Annotated in this window: 19 protein-coding genes; 2 read left to right on the top strand and 17 right to left on the bottom strand. The window is 44.1% G+C overall.

Annotation, left to right across the window (positions count from 1 at the left end):
• The 17 genes from dnaE to PluTT01m_RS26805 all read right to left on the bottom strand — a co-directional run bounded on the left by dnaE (nt 1) and on the right by PluTT01m_RS26805 (nt 19,120).
• Entirely contained in the window at nt 1–3,483 is a 3,483-nt protein-coding gene (gene dnaE, locus PluTT01m_RS03525; protein WP_011145063.1) for a DNA polymerase III subunit alpha, read from the bottom strand.
• A gap of 53 nt (nt 3,484–3,536) precedes the next feature.
• Nucleotides 3,537–4,127 carry a ribonuclease HII gene (rnhB, locus tag PluTT01m_RS03520; RefSeq protein WP_011145062.1) on the bottom strand — a complete coding sequence of 197 codons (591 nt, stop codon included), beginning with the start codon at nt 4,125–4,127 and terminating at the stop codon, nt 3,537–3,539.
• Nucleotides 4,127–5,311: a lipid-A-disaccharide synthase gene (lpxB, locus tag PluTT01m_RS03515; protein WP_041379912.1), complete on the bottom strand. Its 1,185-nt coding sequence runs from the start codon at nt 5,309–5,311 to the stop codon at nt 4,127–4,129. Before lpxB ends, rnhB begins: the two co-directional genes overlap by 1 nt.
• A gap of 4 nt (nt 5,312–5,315) precedes the next feature.
• Entirely contained in the window at nt 5,316–6,104 is a 789-nt protein-coding gene (lpxA, locus tag PluTT01m_RS03510) for an acyl-ACP--UDP-N-acetylglucosamine O-acyltransferase (RefSeq protein ID WP_011145060.1), read from the bottom strand.
• A gap of 3 nt (nt 6,105–6,107) precedes the next feature.
• The gene (gene fabZ, locus PluTT01m_RS03505; protein WP_011145059.1) at nt 6,108–6,560 is read right to left on the bottom strand and encodes a 3-hydroxyacyl-ACP dehydratase FabZ; all 453 of its coding nucleotides are present in this window, start codon (nt 6,558–6,560) and stop codon (nt 6,108–6,110) included.
• Between the two features lie 162 nt (nt 6,561–6,722).
• Nucleotides 6,723–7,751, bottom strand: a complete 1,029-nt coding sequence (lpxD, locus tag PluTT01m_RS03500) for a UDP-3-O-(3-hydroxymyristoyl)glucosamine N-acyltransferase (RefSeq protein ID WP_011145058.1) — start codon at nt 7,749–7,751, stop codon at nt 6,723–6,725.
• Between the two features lie 3 nt (nt 7,752–7,754).
• Nucleotides 7,755–8,252 carry a molecular chaperone Skp gene (gene skp, locus PluTT01m_RS03495; protein WP_011145057.1) on the bottom strand — a complete coding sequence of 166 codons (498 nt, stop codon included), beginning with the start codon at nt 8,250–8,252 and terminating at the stop codon, nt 7,755–7,757.
• Between the two features lie 110 nt (nt 8,253–8,362).
• Entirely contained in the window at nt 8,363–10,756 is a 2,394-nt protein-coding gene (bamA, locus tag PluTT01m_RS03490) for an outer membrane protein assembly factor BamA (protein ID WP_011145056.1), read from the bottom strand.
• A 34-nt stretch (nt 10,757–10,790) separates the two neighbouring features.
• The gene (gene rseP / locus PluTT01m_RS03485) at nt 10,791–12,146 is read right to left on the bottom strand and encodes a sigma E protease regulator RseP (RefSeq protein WP_011145055.1); all 1,356 of its coding nucleotides are present in this window, start codon (nt 12,144–12,146) and stop codon (nt 10,791–10,793) included.
• 28 nt (nt 12,147–12,174) lie between these two features.
• Complete coding sequence (gene cdsA / locus PluTT01m_RS03480) at nt 12,175–13,023, bottom strand: phosphatidate cytidylyltransferase (RefSeq protein ID WP_011145054.1); 849 nt, start codon at nt 13,021–13,023, stop codon at nt 12,175–12,177.
• 9 nt (nt 13,024–13,032) lie between these two features.
• A complete protein-coding gene (gene ispU, locus PluTT01m_RS03475; RefSeq protein ID WP_228956856.1) occupies nt 13,033–13,728 on the bottom strand; it encodes a (2E,6E)-farnesyl-diphosphate-specific ditrans,polycis-undecaprenyl-diphosphate synthase in 696 nt (231 codons plus the stop codon).
• 283 nt (nt 13,729–14,011) lie between these two features.
• Entirely contained in the window at nt 14,012–15,208 is a 1,197-nt protein-coding gene (gene ispC / locus PluTT01m_RS03470; protein WP_011145052.1) for a 1-deoxy-D-xylulose-5-phosphate reductoisomerase, read from the bottom strand.
• A gap of 266 nt (nt 15,209–15,474) precedes the next feature.
• The gene (frr, locus tag PluTT01m_RS03465; RefSeq protein WP_011145051.1) at nt 15,475–16,032 is read right to left on the bottom strand and encodes a ribosome recycling factor; all 558 of its coding nucleotides are present in this window, start codon (nt 16,030–16,032) and stop codon (nt 15,475–15,477) included.
• Between the two features lie 118 nt (nt 16,033–16,150).
• Nucleotides 16,151–16,879, bottom strand: coding sequence for a UMP kinase (gene pyrH / locus PluTT01m_RS03460; protein ID WP_011145050.1), 729 nt, complete (start codon nt 16,877–16,879; stop codon nt 16,151–16,153).
• A gap of 154 nt (nt 16,880–17,033) precedes the next feature.
• A complete protein-coding gene (gene tsf, locus PluTT01m_RS03455; protein ID WP_011145049.1) occupies nt 17,034–17,885 on the bottom strand; it encodes a translation elongation factor Ts in 852 nt (283 codons plus the stop codon).
• Between the two features lie 150 nt (nt 17,886–18,035).
• Nucleotides 18,036–18,761 (bottom strand): 30S ribosomal protein S2, encoded by a 726-nt coding sequence (rpsB, locus tag PluTT01m_RS03450; protein WP_011145048.1) that lies wholly within the window; start codon nt 18,759–18,761, stop codon nt 18,036–18,038.
• A gap of 191 nt (nt 18,762–18,952) precedes the next feature.
• Nucleotides 18,953–19,120 (bottom strand): hypothetical protein, encoded by a 168-nt coding sequence (locus PluTT01m_RS26805; protein WP_157866892.1) that lies wholly within the window; start codon nt 19,118–19,120, stop codon nt 18,953–18,955.
• A 72-nt stretch (nt 19,121–19,192) separates the two neighbouring features.
• Between PluTT01m_RS26805 and map the strand changes: the two genes are divergently transcribed.
• A complete protein-coding gene (gene map, locus PluTT01m_RS03445; RefSeq protein WP_011145047.1) occupies nt 19,193–19,990 on the top strand; it encodes a type I methionyl aminopeptidase in 798 nt (265 codons plus the stop codon).
• Between the two features lie 137 nt (nt 19,991–20,127).
• Complete coding sequence (gene glnD, locus PluTT01m_RS03440; RefSeq protein ID WP_011145046.1) at nt 20,128–22,776, top strand: bifunctional uridylyltransferase/uridylyl-removing protein GlnD; 2,649 nt, start codon at nt 20,128–20,130, stop codon at nt 22,774–22,776.
• The last annotated feature ends 126 nt before the right edge of the window (nt 22,777–22,902 follow it).

Raw genomic sequence — 22,902 nt, 5'->3', positions numbered from 1 at the left:
TTAGTCAAATTCTAATTCTACCTGCTCATTACCCAGCAGAGTTCGCAAATCTGTCAGAAGGTTATCCGTTGGCGTTACCCTCCACGTCGCGCCAAATCTTAAACGGGCGCGGGCGTCTTCCCTCTGGTAATAAAGATGAACCGGTATCGTTCCCGAACGATGTGGTTCCAATGCACTACGAAGACGGCTCAACAATTGATCATCAATTTGCCTGTCTGACAGCGAGATAGCAAGCCCACGCGCATATTTTTCACGCGCTTCACTAATATCCATTAATTCACGGGCTGTCATTTTAAGACCGCCATTGAAATCATCAAAGCTGACCTGACCTGTAGCGATTAATATCCGGTCTTGTTCTAGCAAATGCCGATATTTCTCCAAGGCATCGGAAAATAACATAACTTCTAGACGTCCTGAACGATCATCTAAAGTACAAATACCAATCCGGTTACCTCGTTTGGTTATAATCACTTTGGATGCCAGCACCAAACCTATCACAGTTGTTACTTGACCGCGTGGGGTTGGATTCACATCTTTTAACCGCAATCCACTAGTATAACGCTCAATTTCTTTTAAATAACGGGTGATAGGATGCCCAGTTAAATAGAGACCTAGCGTTTCCCGTTCACCATCAAGAACAATCTGTTCCGGCCATTGAGAAATATTGGCATAAGAGCGTTCCACTTCTTCTGGCGCTTCAGCTAATACACCAAACATATCAGTCTGACCAGTAGCTTCTGCTTTAGCATGTTGATCTGCCGCTTTTAGCGCATCTTCCAACGAAGACATCAGTGCTGCACGGTGCGGCCCTAAACGGTCAAATGCCCCTGACATGATCAGTTTTTCCATCACTCGGCGATTTAACTTCTTGGTGTCAACACGGGCACATAAATCAAACAGTTCTCTAAAATAACCATCTTTCTGACGAGCTTCGATGATCGCTTCAATCGGCCCTTCACCTACCCCTTTAATTGCGCCGATTCCATATACGATCTCCCCATCATCATTAACGTGGAAATGATACAAACCACTATTAATATCAGGTGGTAAGATTTTCAGCCCCATGCGCCAGCATTCATCAATCAACCCAACGACTTTTTCTGTATTATCCATATCCGCAGTCATTACCGCAGCCATGAATTCAGCCGGGTAATGCGCTTTCAGCCATAAAGTCTGATAAGAAACCAAGGCATACGCAGCAGAGTGAGATTTATTAAATCCATAACCGGCAAACTTCTCTACCAGGTCAAAGATTTTCATTGCCAGTTCGCCATTAATACCCAGTTTCTTTGCACCGTCTTCAAAAACAGAACGCTGCTTAGCCATCTCCTCCGGCTTTTTCTTACCCATCGCCCGTCGGAGCATATCTGCACCACCGAGAGTATATCCCGCCAGCACCTGAGCAATCTGCATCACTTGTTCTTGATAAAGGATGATGCCGTAAGTTGGCTCCAACACAGGCTGTAGAGATTCGTGCTGCCACTGTATATCTGGGTATGAGAGCTCTTCCCGGCCATGTTTGCGGTCAATGAAGTTATCCACCATGCCTGACTGCAAGGGACCTGGACGGAATAAAGCGACAAGCGCGATCATATCTTCGAAGCAATCGGGACGCAGACGTTTAATCAGATCCTTCATACCACGGGATTCCAGCTGAAATACTGCTGTTGTTTCAGCGCGTTGCAACATATCAAAGCTTTTAGCATCGTTCAGCGGAATCGCTGCAATATCAATCGGCTCTAGACCTTTCTTCGTTCTACGCGCGTTGATCATCTCCAATGCCCAGTTGATAATGGTCAGTGTTCTCAGCCCGAGGAAGTCAAATTTCACCAACCCTGCATATTCCACATCATTTTTATCAAACTGAGTAACCGGGTTCAAACCTTCCGGGTCACAATAGAGAGGCGAAAAATCGGTGATCTTCGTTGGGGCGATAACCACCCCACCCGCATGTTTCCCTGCATTACGAGTGACACCTTCCAATTTACGCGCCATATCTATCAGTGCTTTAACTTCCTCATCCGCTTCATAGATTTCAGGAAGTTGTGGCTCAGCGGCAAATGCTTTCTCCAACGTCATACCGGGATCAAGCGGTATCAATTTGGAAATCCTATCAACAAATCCGTATGGATGCCCTAGCACGCGGCCAACATCCCGAATTACTGCTTTCGCTGCCATTGTACCGAATGTAATGATCTGAGATACGGCATTACGACCATACATATCAGCCACATGATCAATCACTAGATCGCGTTTTTCCATACAAAAATCGACGTCAAAATCGGGCATGGAAACACGTTCAGGGTTAAGGAATCGTTCAAAGAGCAGATCAAATTCCAAAGGATCGAGATCGGTTATTTTTAGGGCATAAGCCACCAGAGAACCTGCTCCCGAACCACGTCCCGGACCAACAGGAACACCGTTGTCTTTCGACCACTGAATGAATTCCATCACGATCAGGAAGTAGCCCGGGAATCCCATTTGGTTGATAACCCGAAGTTCAATATCGAGTCTCTCATCATATTCAGGACGTTTTTCTGCGCGTACTTTAGGATCCGGGTAGAGAAATGCTAAACGTTCTTCCAACCCTTGTTGAGATCTATTTATCAGATAATCTTCGGTACTCATTTCTCCCGTAGGGAATTGCGGCAGGAAATATTCACCAAGGCGAATAGTGACATTACAGCGCTTAGCAATTTCTACACTGTTTTCCAGCGCTTCAGGAATATCAGCGAATAGCTCACACATTTCCTGCTCACTACGCAGATATTGCTGAGGGCTGTAATTTTTCGGACGTTTAGGATCAGCCAAGGTATAGCCATCATGAATCGCTACGCGAATCTCATGAGCATCGAAATCTTCGCCATCAATGAAACAAACGTCATTAGTTGCAACAACAGGCAGGCTTTTTTCCGTTGCCAATGCCACCGCCGCATGAAGATAACTTTCTTCATCTGCACGGCCAGTACGGATCAGCTCCAAATAATAACAGCCGGGAAAATGTTCCTGATAAAACTCAAGGCATTGGTCCACCATAGCCTGATTACCACGCAACAAGAACTTACCCACATCCCCCATACGACCACCGGAGAGCAGAATTAGCCCTTCTTTATGGTTTATCAGCCATTCCTGTTTAATTGTCGGACCAATCGCACCATATCCCTTCTGATAAGCCTCTGATATCAGCAATGTCAGGTTATGGTAACCCGTATTATTGCGCGCAAGAATGGTCAAGCTAGCGTGCTCATCACCAAGCAGTTCACTTTCTACATAAAAATCAGCACCAATAATCGGTTTTATTCCTGCTCCATGAGCACTGCCGTAAAATCTCACCAGCCCACACAAATTAGTAAAATCAGTGATCGCAAAAGCCGGCATACCTAATTGCGCAACCTTTTTCACTAAAGGGCTGGTTTTGGCTAAGCCATCAATCATTGAATAGTCGCTGTGAACACGTAAGTGCACAAAACGGGGTTCGGCCATATATTTATCCAGATGATATTAATTTGAAGAATAGCTGTATTCAGTTAACAAGTTTATTTAAGGCCAATTGCTCTCTTAACCGGCGCAAAACTTTTACGATGATGTTCTGTCGCTCCCAACTGAACCAACTTTTCTAAATGAAATGCCGTCGGGTAGCCTTTATGCTTAGCAAATCCATATTCAGGAAACAGCTGATCAAGTTCAGCCATTTCCCGATCTCTGGTAACTTTCGCCACAATAGAAGCGGCACTGATTTCAGCAACCAGTCCATCGCCTTTTATCACCGCTTGTGCCGGCATAGGTAATTTAGGGCAACGGTTACCATCAATCAGCACATATTCAGGAGAAATAGGCAAATTAGCCACAGCCCTTTGCATCGCAAGCATAGTTGCATGCAGGATATTCAATTGGTCAATTTCTGCCGGTTCTGCACGCCCCAAACTCCAGCACAATGCTTTTTCTGTAATTTCCAGATACAGTGCCTCGCGGCGTTTTTCACTAAGTTTTTTAGAATCAGCCAAACCAACTATCGGCTGCAATGGATCTAAAATAACAGCCGCAGTCACAACTGCACCCACTAACGGACCTCGACCAACTTCATCAACTCCAGCAATCAGACTTGCCTGAGGATATATAAATTCCATTATTTCCCTGCCAATTCCAACACGGCTTGTGCTGCCTGTTCGTCAGCATTACAACGAATGCTTTTATGCAAATGTAAAAATGTCTGTTTCAATGCTCCAACTTTTTCACTGCCTTGTAGTAACGGCAACAACTCATCTGCAAGTTTTTGCGGCTGACATTTTTCCTGCAATAATTCTTTAACTAACTCTTCACCGGATAATAAGTTAGGCAATGAAACATAAGGCGTTTTTACCAGGCGTTTTGCCAGCCAAAAAGTCAATGGCTTCATCCGATAACCAACTACCATTGGACACTTTGCCAGCATACATTCCAGAGCAGCAGTACCAGAGGCCAAAAGTGCGGCATCACTTGCGATCATAATTTCTCTCGCTTTGCCATCGACAAGATGAACATTCAGCTCTGGCGCAACTTCTTGCTTAATGCGCTCAAATTGTTCACGCCGTTTAGCATTCACCAACGGCACAAATACATGCAGATCAGGTATGTTTCGCTTCAATAACTGAGCAGTTTTAAGAAAATCCGCACTCAGCATCTCAACCTCAGAATGGCGACTCCCCGGCAATAAAGCCAAGCAAACAGACTCTGGCAGAATACCTAATAGCTCACGTGCCGTCGCTTTATTGGGTTGCAATGGCATAGCATCCGCCATGGTATGTCCAATAAACCGGCACGGAACATTAAATTTATCGTAAAACGCTTTTTCAAAAGGTAAGAAAGCCAGAACCATATCTGTGGCTTTACCAATTTTGAAAACGCGTTTCTGACGCCAAGCCCATACCGACGGACTAACATAATGAATGGTGCGGATGCCTCGCTGTTTTAACCGACCTTCTAATGTAATATTGAAATCCGGCGCATCGATGCCCACAAACACATCAGGCTTTAGTTCCGTGAAACGGGTTGTCAGATCCTTACGTATTTTCAACAAACGAGGCAAACGTCCGAGAACTTCGACAATCCCCATTACTGCTAGCTCTTCCATCTCATACCAAGCTTCACAACCTTCAGCCTGCATAAGAGGGCCTGCTACACCAACAAAACGGGCATTAGGTACTTTAGCTTTTAATGCACGAATTAAACCTGCTCCAAGGATATCACCGGAAGTTTCTCCGGCGATTAATCCAATAGTCAACGGACGCAGACTATCAATAGAAGAAATGGTAGCCAAAGGAGTATCCTTCATCTACTTAACGGACGATGCCGCGGGTAGAATTTGCCAGAAAATCGCTGAAGATTTTTACATGCTGATTATTTTCAGCCAGCTCAGCAATTTCTTGTTGTGCTTCTTCTAACGTTTTTCCATTACGATACAAAATCTTGTACGCATTTCTAATTACATTCAATGAATCTTTATCAAAACCACGGCGTTTCAAGCCTTCGACATTAGTGCCAAAAGGTGTTGCATGATTCCCCTGAGCAATAACGTATGGCGGAATATCCTGTACCACACCGGAACACCCGCCCACCATAGCATGAGAGCCAATCTGACAAAACTGATGAATCGCACTCATACCACCAATGATGACATAATCACCCAAGATAACATGCCCCCCCAAAGTACCATTATTAGCAATGACACAACGGTCACCGACAATACAGTCATGAGCAATATGGGCATTAACCATCAACAAATTATCATTACCGATTTTCGTTACACCGCCACCCTGCACAGTGCCACGATGAATGGTGACACTTTCGCGGATACGGTTACGATCACCAATTTCAACTCGGGTTGGTTCACCGTGATATTTCAGGTCCTGATTCATTTCACCAATAGAAGCAAACTGAAAAATCTGATTATCACGGCCGATTTTGGTTATTCCATTGACAACAACATGAGACTTCAGCTCTGTACCTTCACCAATTTCAACCTGAGAGCCAATACAACAAAACGGCCCAATACGAACATTGGCACCAATAACCGCACCATCTTCTACAATAGCGCTAGGATGTATATAAGCGGTTTCATCAATCATGGACTAAACCTCACGACGGCGAGCACACATCATTTCTGCTTCGCAAGCTATTTCTCCATCGACTTTCGCTACGCCTCTACAACGCGCAACCCCTCGACGCTCCTTAATAAATTCTACTTCTAATATCATTTGATCCCCAGGCACTACCGGGCGTTTAAAGCGGGCACCATCGATAGCGGCAAAATAATAGAGCTCATTTGGCTCTAGCTTGCCCACACTCCTAAATGCCAGGATTCCGGTGGCCTGTGCCATAGCTTCAAGGATCAGAACACCTGGGAAAATAGGTTTGCCGGGAAAATGCCCCTGAAAGAAGGGTTCGTTAAAAGATACGTTTTTTACTGCACGTAAGAATTTACCTTCCTCAAAATCAAGCACGCGATCCACTAATAAAAACGGATAACGATGTGGAAGTAGATCTAAAATTTCTTCAATGTGCAGAGTATGATTATCACTCATCTAAATACTCTTCCTGTCAAAAGGACTAATTGTATTAACGACACGGCCCGCTTAAACCCCAAATCCAGAGTTCCCAGGCAGGCCGCAAAATAAGACACAACCAAAAATATAGTGCAATTAAATATAGTACAATTAAATGTAGTACAATTAAATATAGTGCAATTACTCGTTTTCGTCTTCCAGCTTACTCTCCATTGACTTAAGACGTTTATTCATTTCATTGATATTCATGACTAAAGCTGCCGTCTTACGCCAAACTTTATTTGGTTGTGCTGGAATCCCAGAGGAGTATACACCAGGTTCAGTGATAGGGCGCATCACCATACTCATCCCCGTGACTGTTACCTTATCACAGATTTCCATATGCCCATTAATGACACTGGCACCACCAATCATACAGTAACAACCAATTTTCAGACTACCGGCCATGATCACACCGCCAGCAACCGCCGTATTGTCACCAATGATAACATTATGCGCAATCTGACACTGGTTATCGATAATGACGCCATTGCCAATAATGGTATTATCTAAAGCTCCTCGATCAATAGTTGTACAGGCACCAATCTCAACTCGGTCACCAATAATGACTGAACCTAATTGAGGGATTTTAACCCACTTGCCACGATCATTCGCATAGCCAAAACCATCAGACCCAATCACTGCTCCTGACTGGATCAAACACTGTTCACCCATTTCAACATTATGATAAACAGAGACATTCGCCCAAAGACGGCTTCCTGCTCCAATACGCGTATTTTTACCAATAAAGCAGCCTGCACCGATAACAACATTGTCGCCAAGAACAACGCCAGATTCGATAACCGCATTGGCTCCGACAGCAACGTTTTTACCCAAAGTTGCCTGAGGTGAAATCACCGCAGAAGAGTGAATATCCTGTGCGGGAATCGGTGTTGTATCCATAATCTGAGCCATATAGGCATATGCCAGATAAGGATTGGCGACAACCAACGCTGGAATATTGCAATAAGGAAGATCTGACGCCTGAAGAACGACAGCGGCAGCCTGACATTCACCCAAACGTTCACGATAACGACTGTCAGACAAAAAAGTGATCTGTTCGCCATTGGCCGAATGCATTGGTGCAATACTGGTGATAACAATATCGCCATCACCATGTAATTGTGCATTCAACTGCTGAGCTAAATCAGCCAATCGAATTGAAGACATCTGTTATTTAACCTGTTTCAATACACTTGTAGTAATATTTTTGCCAGATACTGAATAAGCAACAGCATTCGCATCAATAACGACATCATAGCCTTCTTTGCCAGCAACCACTTTGATTGCGTCCTGAATACGACTTAGAATTTTGTTGCGTTCTTCCATCTCGCGACGACGATGATCTTGTTCAAAAGCTTGGGCTTTTTTGGCAAATTCTTCACGCTTAGCCATCACCTCTTTTTCCAGATTAGTACGTTCACTGGATTTCATAGTGGAGCCATCACGCTGTAATTTCTGGATCTTGGACTGCAAGTCAGTTTCCATCCGTTGCAATTCAGATGCGCGGTTTTTAAACTCATTTTCCAACTGCTTCACAACAGCTTCGCGGGCTGGCAGCTGCTGGAAAATCTCACCAACATTTACAACGGCAATTTTGTCTGCTGCCTGAGCACCAACAGAGAAAGCTAATGCAATACCAAAGCTTGCTGCACACAACAATTTTTTCACTATAAACTCCTTAAACCACGCTATCTGTAACCTATTGGAAAACTTAGTTAATGCTCTGAAACCTACGATTTCAGAGCTTGCTCTATCAATAATAAGATAAAAACGCATTATCACCAGGTTTTGCCAATATTAAATTGGAATTGCTCTGATCTATCACCTTCGTAATCTTTGATCGGCTTAGCATAAGAGAACACCAGTGGACCTAAAGGAGACACCCATTGCAATGCAATACCCGCTGAAACGCGGATATTACCTGGTTTACCGTAATCAGGTATACCACTGCCTTTCATCGCAGCAGAATCATTCCAATAAGTATCCCAAACCGTACCTGAATCAATAAAGAATGAAGTTCGGACAGAATTCGAATACTTACTATCGAGGAATGGCGTCGGAGTAATCAACTCAAGGCTGGCTACCGCCATTGCGTTCCCCCCCACGGCATCGCGAGATGGGCTATCTTTCTTAGGGTCATCTTTTCCATTCATATAAATCGCTTTAGGGCCGATATTGTTAGAACGGAAACCACGAACCGTACTGGAGCCACCTGCATAAAAGTTTTCATAGAATGGTAACTCTTTACCGCCTAATCCATCACCATAACCTAAACGGCTGCGCCCCAAGATCACCCAAGTACGATCGTCATTAATCGGATAATACGCAGAGGTATCAAAAGTTACTTTATAGAATTCGTTATCCGAACCAGGAATAGTCACTTTACCATTCAGCGTCGATTTCACACCGGATGTTGGGAAGAAGCCACGGTCAAGGTTGTTATATGTCCAACCTACATTCAAAGCAAAGTCATCTGCTTTGAACTCAGCTTTACTTTTATAATCTGGTTTCTCTCCCATGGAATTCAAATAACGCCACATTGCAGCCTGCGGAAGCATATCAGACAGCGAGTTATGAACATAATTTAATCCAAAACGCAGAGAGTTATTTTCATTAATCGGAAAACCGAGGAAACCATCTATACCGTAGCTTTGGTTAGTATAGCCGGATAATTCAGCATCATCAGCCCTGAAATCGTTGTAGAATACCCGACCACCAAGGCTCACACCATTAACCGTGAAGTACGGATCAGTGAAGGAGAGCTCTGCATAGGTTGAATAATCGTTCTTACTGGCATTAACCCCCACAGAATTACCTGTACCCAACCAGTTATCCTGCTGAGCACCAATCTGGAAACTAACGCCACTTTCTGTACCAAAACCAACACCAAAGTTCAAAGAGCCGGTATTACGCTCTTTAACTTTATAAACAACATCTACCTGATCAGGGCTGCCTGGTACACGCTGAGTTTCAACATCTACCGTTTCGAAATAACCCAAACGGTTAAGGCGCTCTTTACCCAGTTCAATCAGATCACTTCCTAACCATGCTCTTTCCATCTGACGCATTTCACGACGCAGAACAGAATCTTTAGTGGTGTCATTACCAGAGAAACGAATTTTACGAACATAGAAACGGTTACCTGCATCAATATTGACATGCAGTTTTACTGTCTTGCCTTGATCATTGATTTCAGGTTGCGTCATCACTCGTGGGTAAGCATAACCATAGCGACCAAGCAAGTTCTTGATGTCATTTTCCATTTTAGTCACCTGAGTCCCGTTATACAGAGATCCAGGCTCAATGGCAGCCAGTTTAGTAATTTCTGACTGATAACCCGCCATATTACCGTTCAGGTCAATACCTGATATTTTGTATTGATCACCTTCAGTTATATTTATCGTGACATAAATACCTTTTTTATCTGGCGTCAAACTGACTTGAGTCGAATCAATGTTAAAACGGGCATAACCGCGATCAAGGTAAAAACTGCGCAATGCTTCAAGGTCACCAGTCAGCTTTTGTTTCTGATATTTCTGATCGGCAGTCAAATTCCACCACGGCACATCATCTCTAAGTTGGAAACGATTCAATAACTCATCAGAAGAAAATGATTTATTACCAACAATGTTAATTTGCTGGATTTTTGCCGAGACACCTTCAGCGAAAACCAGTTTTAAATCGACACGGTTACGTGGAAGTGGCGTAACAACCGCTTTTACACTGGCGTTGTATTTACCCACACTGTAATAGAAATCCTCCAACCCTCTTTCGATATTGGACAGCATCGTGCGGTCAAGGGCTTCGCCGATCCGAACATGAGATGCCTCAAGGTTTTGTTTCAACATGTCATCTTTCACCGATTTATTGCCGGAGAAAGTGATGCTGGCAATAGTCGGCCGTTCTTTTACTTGAACAATAAGTGTATTGCTATCACGCAGGACACGAACGTCTTCAAAGTTACCAGTAGCAAATAGTGCATGAATGGTACGACCGATATCTTCATCGCTGACCGTATCACCTACGCGAACTGGCATATTCAGTAATGCTGCACCTACGGCGACGCGTTGAAGACCCTCAAAGTGAATGTCCTGAACTACGAATCCGTCTGCACCGTATGCAGTGGCGCTGCCAAACAGCAGCGACGCTATGAGTAACTTTTTCATCGCCATCGTTGTAATGCGTCTTCCTAACTAGTCTTCCGCTTTAAAAACGGGAGAAATCATTGAAAAGTGCAAGCCCCATCAATAACACCAGTACTATGGCACCGATGCGATAGCTGAAGTCTTGTACACGCTCGGAAACTGGCCCACCTTTTATCTTTTCGATAAACAAGAAGAGCAAGTGTCCACCATCTAACACAGGTAATGGGATCAAATTAATAACCCCAAGATTGACACTTATTAGCGCCAAAAACATCAAATAATACACCAAGCCGGAATCAGCCGACACCCCTGCCCCTTTAGCGATAGAGATAGGTCCACTCAGGTTGTTAATTTTCACATCACCAACGATCAGCTTACCAATCATACTGACAGTTAATCGCATCAGTTGCCAAGTCTTCTCTCCTGCCTGATACATGGCAGAGAAAGGCCCGTATTGCTGAACGATTCTGTATTCATCGGCTAATGGCACAACTCGCAGTTCCACACCGGCAAAACCAACTTTCCTGCCACCAGACTGTTGTCTTGCTTCCGGCGTCATAGAGAGAGAAATAATATGACCAGCCCGATCCACGGAAAGTTCCAGCGGGACATTTGGATTATTGCTGACAAAGGATGTAAAAGTATGCCAAACATCTATTTCCTGGTCACCGACTTTAACTATCCTATCCCCCTTTTGCAAACCCGCTTTTTCTGCTGCGGAGCCAGGGATAACTTTTTCCACCAGAGAATCCAAACGAGGACCGACGGGCATAATTCCTAATGACAACACAGGATCCTGTTTATCCGGATCAAAACTCCATTGCTGCAAATCCAGAGTTTTCTCCACCGAATATGATGAGCCTGGAGAAATAACCTGAACAGTCATGTTATCGTCACCTATCTTACCTACCAGAGCAAAACGAACTGAATTCCAATCAGGCGTTTCGATACCATCTACGGATTTTAGTTCCATTCCCGATGAAATATTTGCTTGCGCAGCGATAGAATCTGGTTTGATATCCGCAACAACAGGACGGATTGCCGGCACACCAATAATAAACACCAACCAATAAACCACAGCCGCCAATAAAAAGTTAGCAATTGGCCCGGCACTGACCACCGCAGCACGCTGACCAAGTGTTTTATTATTAAATGCCATATGACGGTGTTCAGGAGAAACAGGTGAAACACGCTCATCAAGCATTTTCACATATCCCCCCAGTGGAATAAGGGCTACAACATATTCAGTTCCTTGACGATCTGTACGCCGCCATAGAGCTTTACCAAAACCAATGGAGAAACGTTCAACGTGAATACCACACTTTCTGGCCACCCAAAAATGGCCAAACTCATGCACAGTGATCAATATCCCTAGCGCAATAATAAAAGCCGCCAGATTCCAGAGAATTCCCATCATATTCTTCAAACGCCGTCAAACATAGAGATCAAAATACCAGCAACATTAGGCCAGTAAAAACAGGGATCGCAGCCGTCAGGCTATCAATACGATCCATAACACCGCCATGTCCCGGAATTAGCTGGCTGCTATCCTTAATACCCGATTCACGTTTGAACATACTCTCTGTCAAATCACCAAATACAGAAGCGATAACAACAATAGCAGAGCACAACATGAGTTTTTCAGGCATTGCAGGTACTGGAGCATATTTCCCAAACAACCATGAAATAATGGCCGCTGTCATTAACCCCCCGATTAATCCTTCCAGCGTTTTTCCTGGAGAAACTTTCGGTGCCATTTTACGTTTACCTAAAGTACGTCCGAAGAGATAAGCGCCGGAATCCGCTCCCCACACTAGCAACATGACATACAGTAACCACCATGCACCATAATATGAATTATCATCATATCCCTGAGTCCGTAACACCATCATTCCACAGTAAAACGGCACTAATGTCAGGACACCAAACAAAAGGCGCAATAAAATGGATCTCTTCCAAATTACAGCGGAAGAAGGATAGGTAACAACCAGAAGCGTCGCAACAATCCACCAAATCATTCCCCCCCATAGGATAAAAGTGATTTGAGGTTGTCCAATCAAATCAGTGAAATCTGGCAGAGTATATTGTAAGGCCAATAAACCAATAGCAAACAGAACTGCCAAAATAGCCCGTTTCTTTTGGTTAAATAAGCCAGCGAATTGCCCCCATTCCCACGCAGCAAGTGCTGAAACAGCAATAATCACCAGCCCAAACGCTACTGGTGGCAGCAAAAACAGAGCGGCAATCACAAGAGGGATTAATATCACAGCCGTTATAAGGCGGTACTTCAGCAAGAGTTCCTCCTATGATCCCACATCGGCATCGTCTGGTATTGTTCCGCCAAACCGGCGTTCTCTTTTGGCAAAGGCATTAATTGCACCTTCAAAAACGTTTTCATCAAAATCAGGCCAGAGTATATCGGTAAAATAGAATTCTGCATAAGCTATCTGCCATAACAGAAAATTACTGATACGATGTTCACCTCCGGTTCTGATGACCAAATCAACCTGGGGCTGCTGGCTTAGATTCATATAATTATTAACTAATTCTTCAGTAATATCCTGTTGCTCAAGAGAATTATCCTTAATCTGCTGAGCAATTTTCTGAACACTTTGAACAATATCCCAACGACCACCATAATTTGCAGCAATATTAAGTTGCAGACCCGTATTATTAGCGGTCAACTTAACTGAGCGATGGATTCGATCCTGTAAACGCTCACTGAAGCGGCCGATATCACCAATAACAGATAATCTAATATTATGCTTATGTAAACTTTTGATTTCGCTATCTAGTGCAAAAATAAATAATTCCATTAAAGAGCTGACTTCTTGTTCCGGCCGATTCCAGTTTTCACTACTGAAAGCGTACAACGTCAGTGACTCAATGTTATGTTTAGCCGAGAAACTCACCGCACTACGTACCGCTTTAATCCCTGCACGATGACCAAAGGCTCTTAATTTCCCTCGTTTCTTTGCCCAACGGCCGTTACCATCCATAATAATGGCAACATGTTTAGGTAATAATGACGATAAATCGTTCTGATGATGATCGCTGGATAATATCACTCAATTAATCCTTTGCTGGTCAGGGTAATTCTCTTACATGTTCAGGCATCCAAACATAAAAAAGCCGTGTCTGGTATCCACGGCCTGGGTAAAAGCCTAATTATCCGGAAGAGAACTTCCAAAATCTGAACCGTTAATTATATCAACCAACAGTTATACGCAAACTATACCATCAGGTAAAAATGCGGACAAATACCCATTTGCCAATCAAAGACTATCTGATAAATGAACGAATAGTCTTTATGGCTAAATCTCTTGCGAGATTATCAATCTGTAAGACTTCCTCAATGCTCTGAGGTTCCGACAAATTTAGTTTTTCTACAACCTGCCGGTTTATAATTGCAATATCTGTGAAAGAGATTCCATTTTGTAAAAAAATCTTAACGATTTCTTCATTCGCTGCATTCAACACCGTCGTTGCAGCCTGACCTGCGTGGCAAGCTTCAATAGCCAGTTTCAAACATGGATACCGTTCATAATCTGGTTTCGAGAACGTCAGTGTACCTAAAGAATAAAAATCAAGAGGTTCAACACCAGAAGCAATACGATTTGGGTATGCCATTGCATAGGCAATGGGTGTACACATATCCGGTGTTCCTAATTGAGCAATAACGCTGCCATCCTGATAACGGACCATAGAGTGAATAACTGACTGAGGATGAACTACCACTTCCATTTCCGCAGCAGATGCATTGAACAGACAACACGCCTCAATATATTCCAGACCCTTATTCATCATTGTCGCAGAATCTACCGAAATCTTACGCCCCATCGACCAATTCGGATGAGCACAAGCTTGGTCCGGTGTTACAAAAGCTAATTGCTCTAAAGGGGTATGACGAAAAGGCCCGCCAGATCCTGTCAAAATGATATTAGCAATTCCATATTGTTTTAGATCTCCGCGCCCAAGGTTTCGTTGTATTACCTCTGGTAAGCTCTGGAAAATAGCATTATGCTCACTGTCAATGGGTAATAATTGAGCATTATGTTTCGCTACAGCATCCATAAAAAACCGACCGCTGGTGATCAGCGACTCTTTATTAGCAAGTAAAATCTGTTTACCCGCCCGGATGGCAGCCAGCGTTGGCAATAAACCAGCCACACCAACAATCCCAGACATAACCTGATCAACATCATTCAAAGCAGCCAAATCACACGCAGCCTGTTCCCCGAAAAATACCTCGGTTTTACAACCTTGTTCAATAAGCAGCTGACGCAACTCTTTTGCGGAAACTTCATCTGCCATTGCAGCATATTGAGGCCGAAACTCCAGACATTGCTCAGCCATAACTTGGATATTTTTTCCAGCGGCAAGCGCTGTTACTTTGAATTTATCAGGATTATTGCGAACTACAGTAAGTGTACTTTTGCCCACGGAACCTGTGGAACCAAGGATGGTCAACCTTTTCATACTGATGCTCTGAATTGTTTTATTTGATGTGTATTGATACTTGTCTGATTCGCCTGGCTATGAACGCTCATGACCTCAGAGAAATGCCGAATAAAAATAGCGCCACAAGATAGCGGCGCTTGATATACCCGTCATCTTTCAAGTTGCCTCTTTGTTGGCTGCACTCACTCACCCCGGTCACAGAGTTATCTCTGCTCCCGGGAATTCGCTCCCTTGCCGCCGCGAAGCATCTTGAAATCCATAAGGTATATATCTCATGAAAGAGATTAGAACTCCATCAGTTCTTCTTCTTTCTTTGTTAAAGCTTCATCAACTTTTTTGATGAAATTATCCGTCAGCTTTTGAATATCATCCTGCGCACGACGCTCATCATCTTCACTGATCTCTTTGTCTTTCAGCAGTGCTTTGATTTTGTCGTTAGCGTCACGACGAATATTACGTACAGAGACACGCCCCTGCTCAGCTTCGCTACGAACCACCTTAATCAGATCTTTACGACGCTCTTCTGTCAATGGTGGTAAAGGAACACGAATTGTTGTCCCCGCAGAAGATGGATTCAGCCCTAAATCAGAAGCCATGATTGCCTTTTCAATCGCCGGCGTCATAGTACGATCAAATACCGTGATAGCCAAGGTACGTGCATCCTCAGCGATGACGTTAGCAAGCTGACGCAAAGGCGTTGGTGCACCATAATACTCAACAATGATACCATCCAGCAGACTAGGAGAAGCTCGGCCAGTACGAACCTTGCTGATTTGGTTTTTAAGTGCTTCGACGCTCTTTTCCATACGGTCTTGTGCGTCTTTTTTGATTTCATTAATCACGTTACAAACCCTTGGGAACTGGTTGTTTTAAAGCCATAAGCTATTATGACCATGTTTGTTAAATTTGGCGTATCAGGCGACTCATCATACCGCCAAACATCTCTGGTGTCTTTGAACATTACTCGTGAAAAATCAGGGTGCCTTCATTTTCTCCCATTACCACACGACGCAACGCTCCCGGCTTATTCATGTTAAATACGCGAATGGGTAAGCTGTGATCACGAGCCAACGTGAATGCCGCCAAATCCATAACTTTCAATTCACGCTCTAATACCTGCTGGTAAGAGAGCTTATCGAACAATACCGCTTCCGAATCTTTAGCCGGATCAGCCGAGTAAACACCATCTACTTTAGTTGCTTTTAGCACAACATCTGCTTCAATCTCAATACCACGCAAACACGCTGCCGAATCTGTAGTAAAGAACGGATTGCCGGTACCCGCAGAGAAAATAACAACACGACCATGACGTAATAAACTAATTGCTTCTGCCCAACTATAGTTATCGCAAACGCCATTTAAAGGAATCGCAGACATTAGACGGGCGTTCACATAGGCGCGATGTAATGCGTCCCGCATTGCCAGACCATTCATCACTGTTGCCAACATGCCCATGTGGTCGCCGACTACACGGTTCATCCCTGCTTCTGCCAAGCCAGCACCACGAAACAGATTACCACCGCCAATGACGACACCGACTTCTACGCCTAACTCAACCAGTTCTTTGACCTCCTGAGCCATGCGATCTAACACGCTGGCATCTATACCAAAACCTTCTGCACCTTGCAGGGCTTCTCCACTGAGTTTAAGCAGGATACGCTGATATACGGGTTTTGCATTGGTTGCCATGATGTTCTGTCCTAAGCAGAAAAGTATATTGGGGGATTTACATACATCCGGGCCATTCTGGCCAGATGCAAAAACTCAACACCTACTGGGATAGGCGGTTTAGATTAGATAAAACAGAACCGCCATTTGGCGGCCCTGTTTGTAAAAATTAAGACTATTTACTCATTGCAGCAACTTCTGCTGCGAAATCAGTCTCAACTTTCTCAATACCTTCACCCACTTCATAACGGATGAAACTGGTCACTGTAGCATTGTTTTCTTTCAATAGATCGCCAACTGTTTTGCTTGGATCCATCACGAAATTCTGACCTGTCAGAGAAATCTCACCAGTGAATTTATTCATACGACCAGAAACCATTTTCTCTGCGATTTCGCGTGGCTTGCCAGACTGCATTGCGATATCCAGTTGGATTTGGTGCTCACGATCAACAACATCAGCCGGTACATCACTTGGGTTAACATATTCTGGCTTGCTTGCGGCGATGTGCATAGCCACATGCTTAATCAGCTCTTCATTAGCGCCTTCAGCCGCAACCAGAACACCGATACGTGCACCATGCAGATAAGTACCCAGTTGTTCACCTTCTAATACAGAAACGCGACGAATGTTAATGTTTTCACCGATCTTAGCAACCAGTGCAGTACGCTGTTCTTCAAACTTAGCTTTCAGAGTTTCAATATCAGAGATTTTATCAGCCAATACTGTTGCCATAACTTCTTTACCGAAAGCGATGAAGCCTGCATCTTTGGCAACGAAGTCAGTTTCACAGTTCAGTTCAACCAGAGCGCCGAATTTGCCATCAGCAGCCACTTCCGCCAAGATGATACCTTCAGCAGCAACACGGCCAGCTTTCTTAGCCGCTTTCGCTTGACCTGATTTACGCATGTTGTCAATCGCTAATTCGATATCACCATTAGCTTCAACCAGCGCTTTTTTACATTCCATCATACCTGCGCCAGTACGCTCACGCAGTTCTTTTACCAAAGCAGCGGTAATTCCAGACATTTGTTTTATTCCTCGATGTATCCCGCAGGAAGAGAGTATTCCGCATGGATAGTTCTTATATCAGATACGTAAAAGGGGGCCATAACAGGCCCCCCTAACCAATATATTTCAATACCTGGTTAATAAGGGCTCAATAATGAGCTTGCCTTATTATTCAGCTTCTACAAAGCTTTCTTCTGCCTGAACAGCCAGATCTTGAGAACGACCTTCACGAACAGCAGTAGCAACAGCACCTAGATACAGTTTTACTGCACGGATTGCGTCATCATTACCAGGGATGATGAAATCAACACCATCTGGATCAGAGTTAGTATCAACAACAGCGAATACCGGGATACCCAGGTTGTTTGCTTCTTTGATAGCAATGTGTTCATGTTCAGCATCGATAACAAACAGAGCATCAGGTAAGCCGCCCATATCTTTGATACCGCCCAGACTATTTTCTAACTTACCAAGTTCACGAGAACGAATTAACGCTTCTTTCTTGGTCAGTTTGTCAAAAGTACCGTCCTGAGACTGTGCTTCTAAATCTTTCAAACGTTTGATGGATTGACGAACGGTTTTCCAGTTAGTCAGCATACCGCCCAACCAACGGTGATTAACGAAGAATTGATCACAGTTCTGAGCTGCTTCTTTAACCGCTTCGCTCGCAGCACGCTTAGTACCAACAAACAGAATTTTGCCTTTGCGTGAAGCAATTTTGTTCAGTTCAGCTAACGCATCGTTGAACATTGGAACAGTTTTTTCCAGGTTGATGATATGCACTTTGTTACGAGCACCAAAGATGAATGGTTTCATTTTTGGGTTCCAGTAACGAGTCTGGTGACCGAAGTGAACGCCCGCTTGCAGCATATCGCGCATGGAAACAGTTGCCATTGTAAACCTCTGTAAAATATTAAGTTGGGGTTATGCCTCCACGAGCCCCATAACACCGACTCTTTAGCTGCATGTTCTGCATGAGAGCACCCCGGTGTATGTGCCGACCCGTGTGTGTTATTTACACAGTGAGTATGTTTAACGCCACTCTGTTTTGCCTCAGTGGCAAAGACATAGAACGCCGGCGCGCTTTATATCATAAACCCGCCTAAGACACCAACTTTTGTTGCCATTTTCTGATAGCTCAATGTGAAAAGAAAAGCCCGGTTACGAACGGTATTCTTGATGGGTAAATAAAGGTAACGAGGGAAATAGGGCTGCCAACTGTTATTGGCAGATATTCTGTAGGCTGATACCATTAGTTCAATAATTTTTTCCTTGTTGAAAAACAGACAACCAGCAGATTCGCTGGTTTTGAATGGATAAGTTTCATGGCAATCTCAATTAAAACCTCTGAAGATATTAAAAAAATGCGCGTCGCCGGTCGGCTGGCGGCAGAAGTGTTAGAAATTATTGAACCTTACGTCAAACCCGGTGTAACAACAGGTGAATTAGATCGTATCTGTCACGATCACATTACCAATAAACAACAGGCTGTCTCTGCCTGCCTTGGTTATCACGGTTTCCCAAAATCTGTTTGTATCTCTGTTAATGACGTAGTGTGTCATGGTATCCCTAGTGATGATAAGACCTTGAAAGATGGCGATATTGTTAATATCGATGTGACTGTCATCAAAGAGGGCTTCCACGGTGATACATCAAAAATGTTCATAGTTGGTAAACCAACCATTCAGGGTGAGCGCTTGTGCCGCATCACTCAGGAAAGCCTCTATCTAGCCTTGAAAATGGTGAAACCCGGTATTCGTCTGCGCACCCTCGGTAGAGCCATCCAACAATTTGTTGAAGCCAACGATTTTTCTGTGGTCCGTGAATATTGTGGTCACGGCATCGGCGCAGGCTTCCACGAGGAACCACAAGTACTGCACTATGATGCAGATGATAGTGGTGTTGTTCTGCAAAAAGGGATGGCTTTCACTATTGAGCCAATGGTTAACACCGGTGACTACCACATCCGTACCATGAAAGATGGCTGGACAGTCAAAACCAAGGACCGCAGCCTGTCTGCACAGTATGAACATACGATTGTTGTTACTGATAACGGCTGTGAAATCATGACATTGCGTAAAGAAGAAGAGCCAGCACTTTCCTCAGTATTAGTAAATGAATAATTAAAACAGTAAACGATGAAGCCTTGTTGAAATCATACAAGGCTACTCATCTCTCCTCCGCAATATCCCCTTGTTCAACACCCTACTTTCTCAGTAATCTGACTGTTATGATTCGCCTTTCTCATAGGTTTATACTTATGTCAGCAGATATCGCCACAATTCAAGCCCCTATTCCACCACTTTCCCCCGCTGATTTTTCTAGTGAAGATCTTCGCTACCCTGTGTTGAAACAGCACCTCGAAGAATTTCAGCTTTGGCTGGAACATGCATTTAAAGCGGGTATTTCCGCAGAAGCCTTGATTTCTGCACGCAGTGATTACATAGACCAGTTGTTACAGCAATTATGGTATGCCTATAGATTTGATAAAATTTCATCACTTTCATTGATTGCCGTCGGCGGATATGGCCGGCGGGAACTGCATCCGCTATCTGACATTGACGTGCTGATACTCAGTGAACAACCACTCACACCGCCTCAAGCTCAGAATGTCGGGCAATTTATCACTTTACTATGGGATATCCGACTGGAAGTCGGCCACAGTGTTCGCACACTTGAAGAGTGTTTGCTGGAAGGGTTATCAGATCTGACTATTGCGACGAATTTAATCGAATCACGGTTAATTTGTGGCGATTCCTCCATTTTTCTTCGATTACAGCGACATACCTTCAGTGATGGTTTTTGGCCTTCCACTGAATTCTTTGATGCCAAAATTGTCGAACAACACGAACGCCATCAGCGCTATCACAGCACCAGTTATAACCTGGAACCTGATATCAAAAGCAGCCCCGGAGGATTGCGAGACATTCATACCTTACTATGGGTTGCCCGCCGCCATTTTGGTGCAACCTCCATAGATGAAATGGTCGATTTTGGTTTCCTGACAGCAGAAGAACGTAATGAATTAAATGAATGCCAAAGCTTCCTCTGGCGTATCCGCTTTGCTCTTCATCTGGTAGTCAATCGTTATGATAATCGCCTGTTATTTGATCGCCAGTTCAGTATTGCTCAATTACTAGGCTATCACGGAGAACGTAATCAACCGGTAGAACGAATGATGAAAGATTTCTACCGGATGACACGCCGCGTTAGCGAACTTAACAATATGCTACTGCAACTGTTTGATGAAGCCATTCTGGCATTGGAAACCAATGAAAAATCCCGCTCGCTGGATAGTGAATTCCAGCTACGGGGGCAACTTATTGATCTCATCGATGAAACCCTGTTTATCAAAGAACCCGCAGCTATTATGCGAATGTTTTATCGCATGGCGGAACATGAAGAAGTTCAAGGTATTTATTCTACTACGTTACGCCACCTCCGTTATGCACGCCGCAACTTGTCTCAGCCATTGTGTGAATTACCGGAAGCTCGCCAAATCTTTATGGACATCCTACGTCACCCAAGAGCAGTTGAAAGCGCATTTGTACCCATGCATCGCCACAGTGTCCTTGGCGCTTACACACCGCTTTGGGGCAATATCGTCGGTCAGATGCAGTTTGATCTGTTTCACGCCTATACCGTGGATGAACATACCATCCGCGTACTGAGAAAACTGGAAAGTTTTGCCAATGAAAATAATCGTCCAGCCCATCCACTCTGTGTTGAGCTATACCCTCGTCTGCCTCAACCAGAGCTTCTACATCTTGCTGCACTATTTCATGATATCGCCAAAGGGCGTACCGGCGACCATTCTGAACTTGGCGCTGACGATGCGCTAGCGTTTTCACTGAAACATGGGCTTAACTCACGAGAAGCTGATTTGGTAGCCTGGCTAGTTCGTCATCATCTATTAATGTCAGTCACAGCTCAACGGCGAGATATTCAGGATCCAGAAATCATCAAGCAATTTACCCATCAAATCCTCAATGAAACCCGGTTACGTTACCTGATCTGCCTGACAGTCGCTGATATCTGCGCCACCAATGTCAACCTATGGAATAGTTGGAAGCAAAGTTTGTTACGGGAACTCTATTTCTCTACAGAGAATCAATTGCGCCAGGGAAATACGCCAGATTTTCGGGAACGCATCCGACATAACCGTTTTCAGGCACTTGCTCTGTTGCGCCAAGATAATATTAACGAACAGAAGCTTCATCAGCTTTGGAGTCGTTGTCATGCAGATTATTTTCTTCGGCATACGCCAAAACAACTTGCCTGGCACGCCCATCATCTCGTGCAGCATGATTCTCAAGAGTCACTGATACTAATAAGTACCAAGCCAACCCGCGGCGGTACAGAAATTTTTATCTGGAGCGTAGATCGTCCTTCCTTGTTTGCGGCGGTTGTCGGCGAACTGGATAGACGTAACCTGAGTGTTCATCATGCTCAGATCTTTACCAATCGTGATGGTATGACAATGGACACTTTCGTGGTACTGGAACCCAATGGTCATCCTTTAGCATCAGATCGCCATGAAATAATACGTAACGCACTTTTACAAGTTGTTCTAGCTCCCCATACCAAAACACCGAAAACACGAAAATTGCCAACCAAACTGCGTCACTTCAACGTACCAACAAAAGTCACCTTCTTACCTACCCATAACGAACGACGAACCTATATGGAACTATTTGCCCTGGATCAACCGGGGTTGCTGGCAAGGGTCGGTAATATTTTCGCCGAAATGGGGGTTTCACTGCATGGTGCACATATCACCACCATCGGTGAACGTGTCGAAGATTTTTTCGTTCTGGCGGATAAAGACCATAAAGCATTAAATAAAAAAGTCAGAGAAGAATTATCAGAAAGGTTGACAGCAACCCTAAATCCAAAGGATAAAATATAACTCAATATATACCCTATGGATTTCAAGATGCATCGCGGCGGCAAGGGAGCGAATCCCCGGGAGCAGAGATAACTCTGTGACCGGGGTGAGTAAGTGCAGCCAACAAAGAGGCAACTTGAAAGATGA

It is taken from the genome of Photorhabdus laumondii subsp. laumondii, assembly GCF_003343245.1.
Lineage (GTDB): Bacteria > Pseudomonadota > Gammaproteobacteria > Enterobacterales > Enterobacteriaceae > Photorhabdus > Photorhabdus laumondii.
The sequence above is the reverse complement of the archived record's forward strand: the minus strand, read 5'-3'. Positions and strand labels throughout refer to the sequence as shown.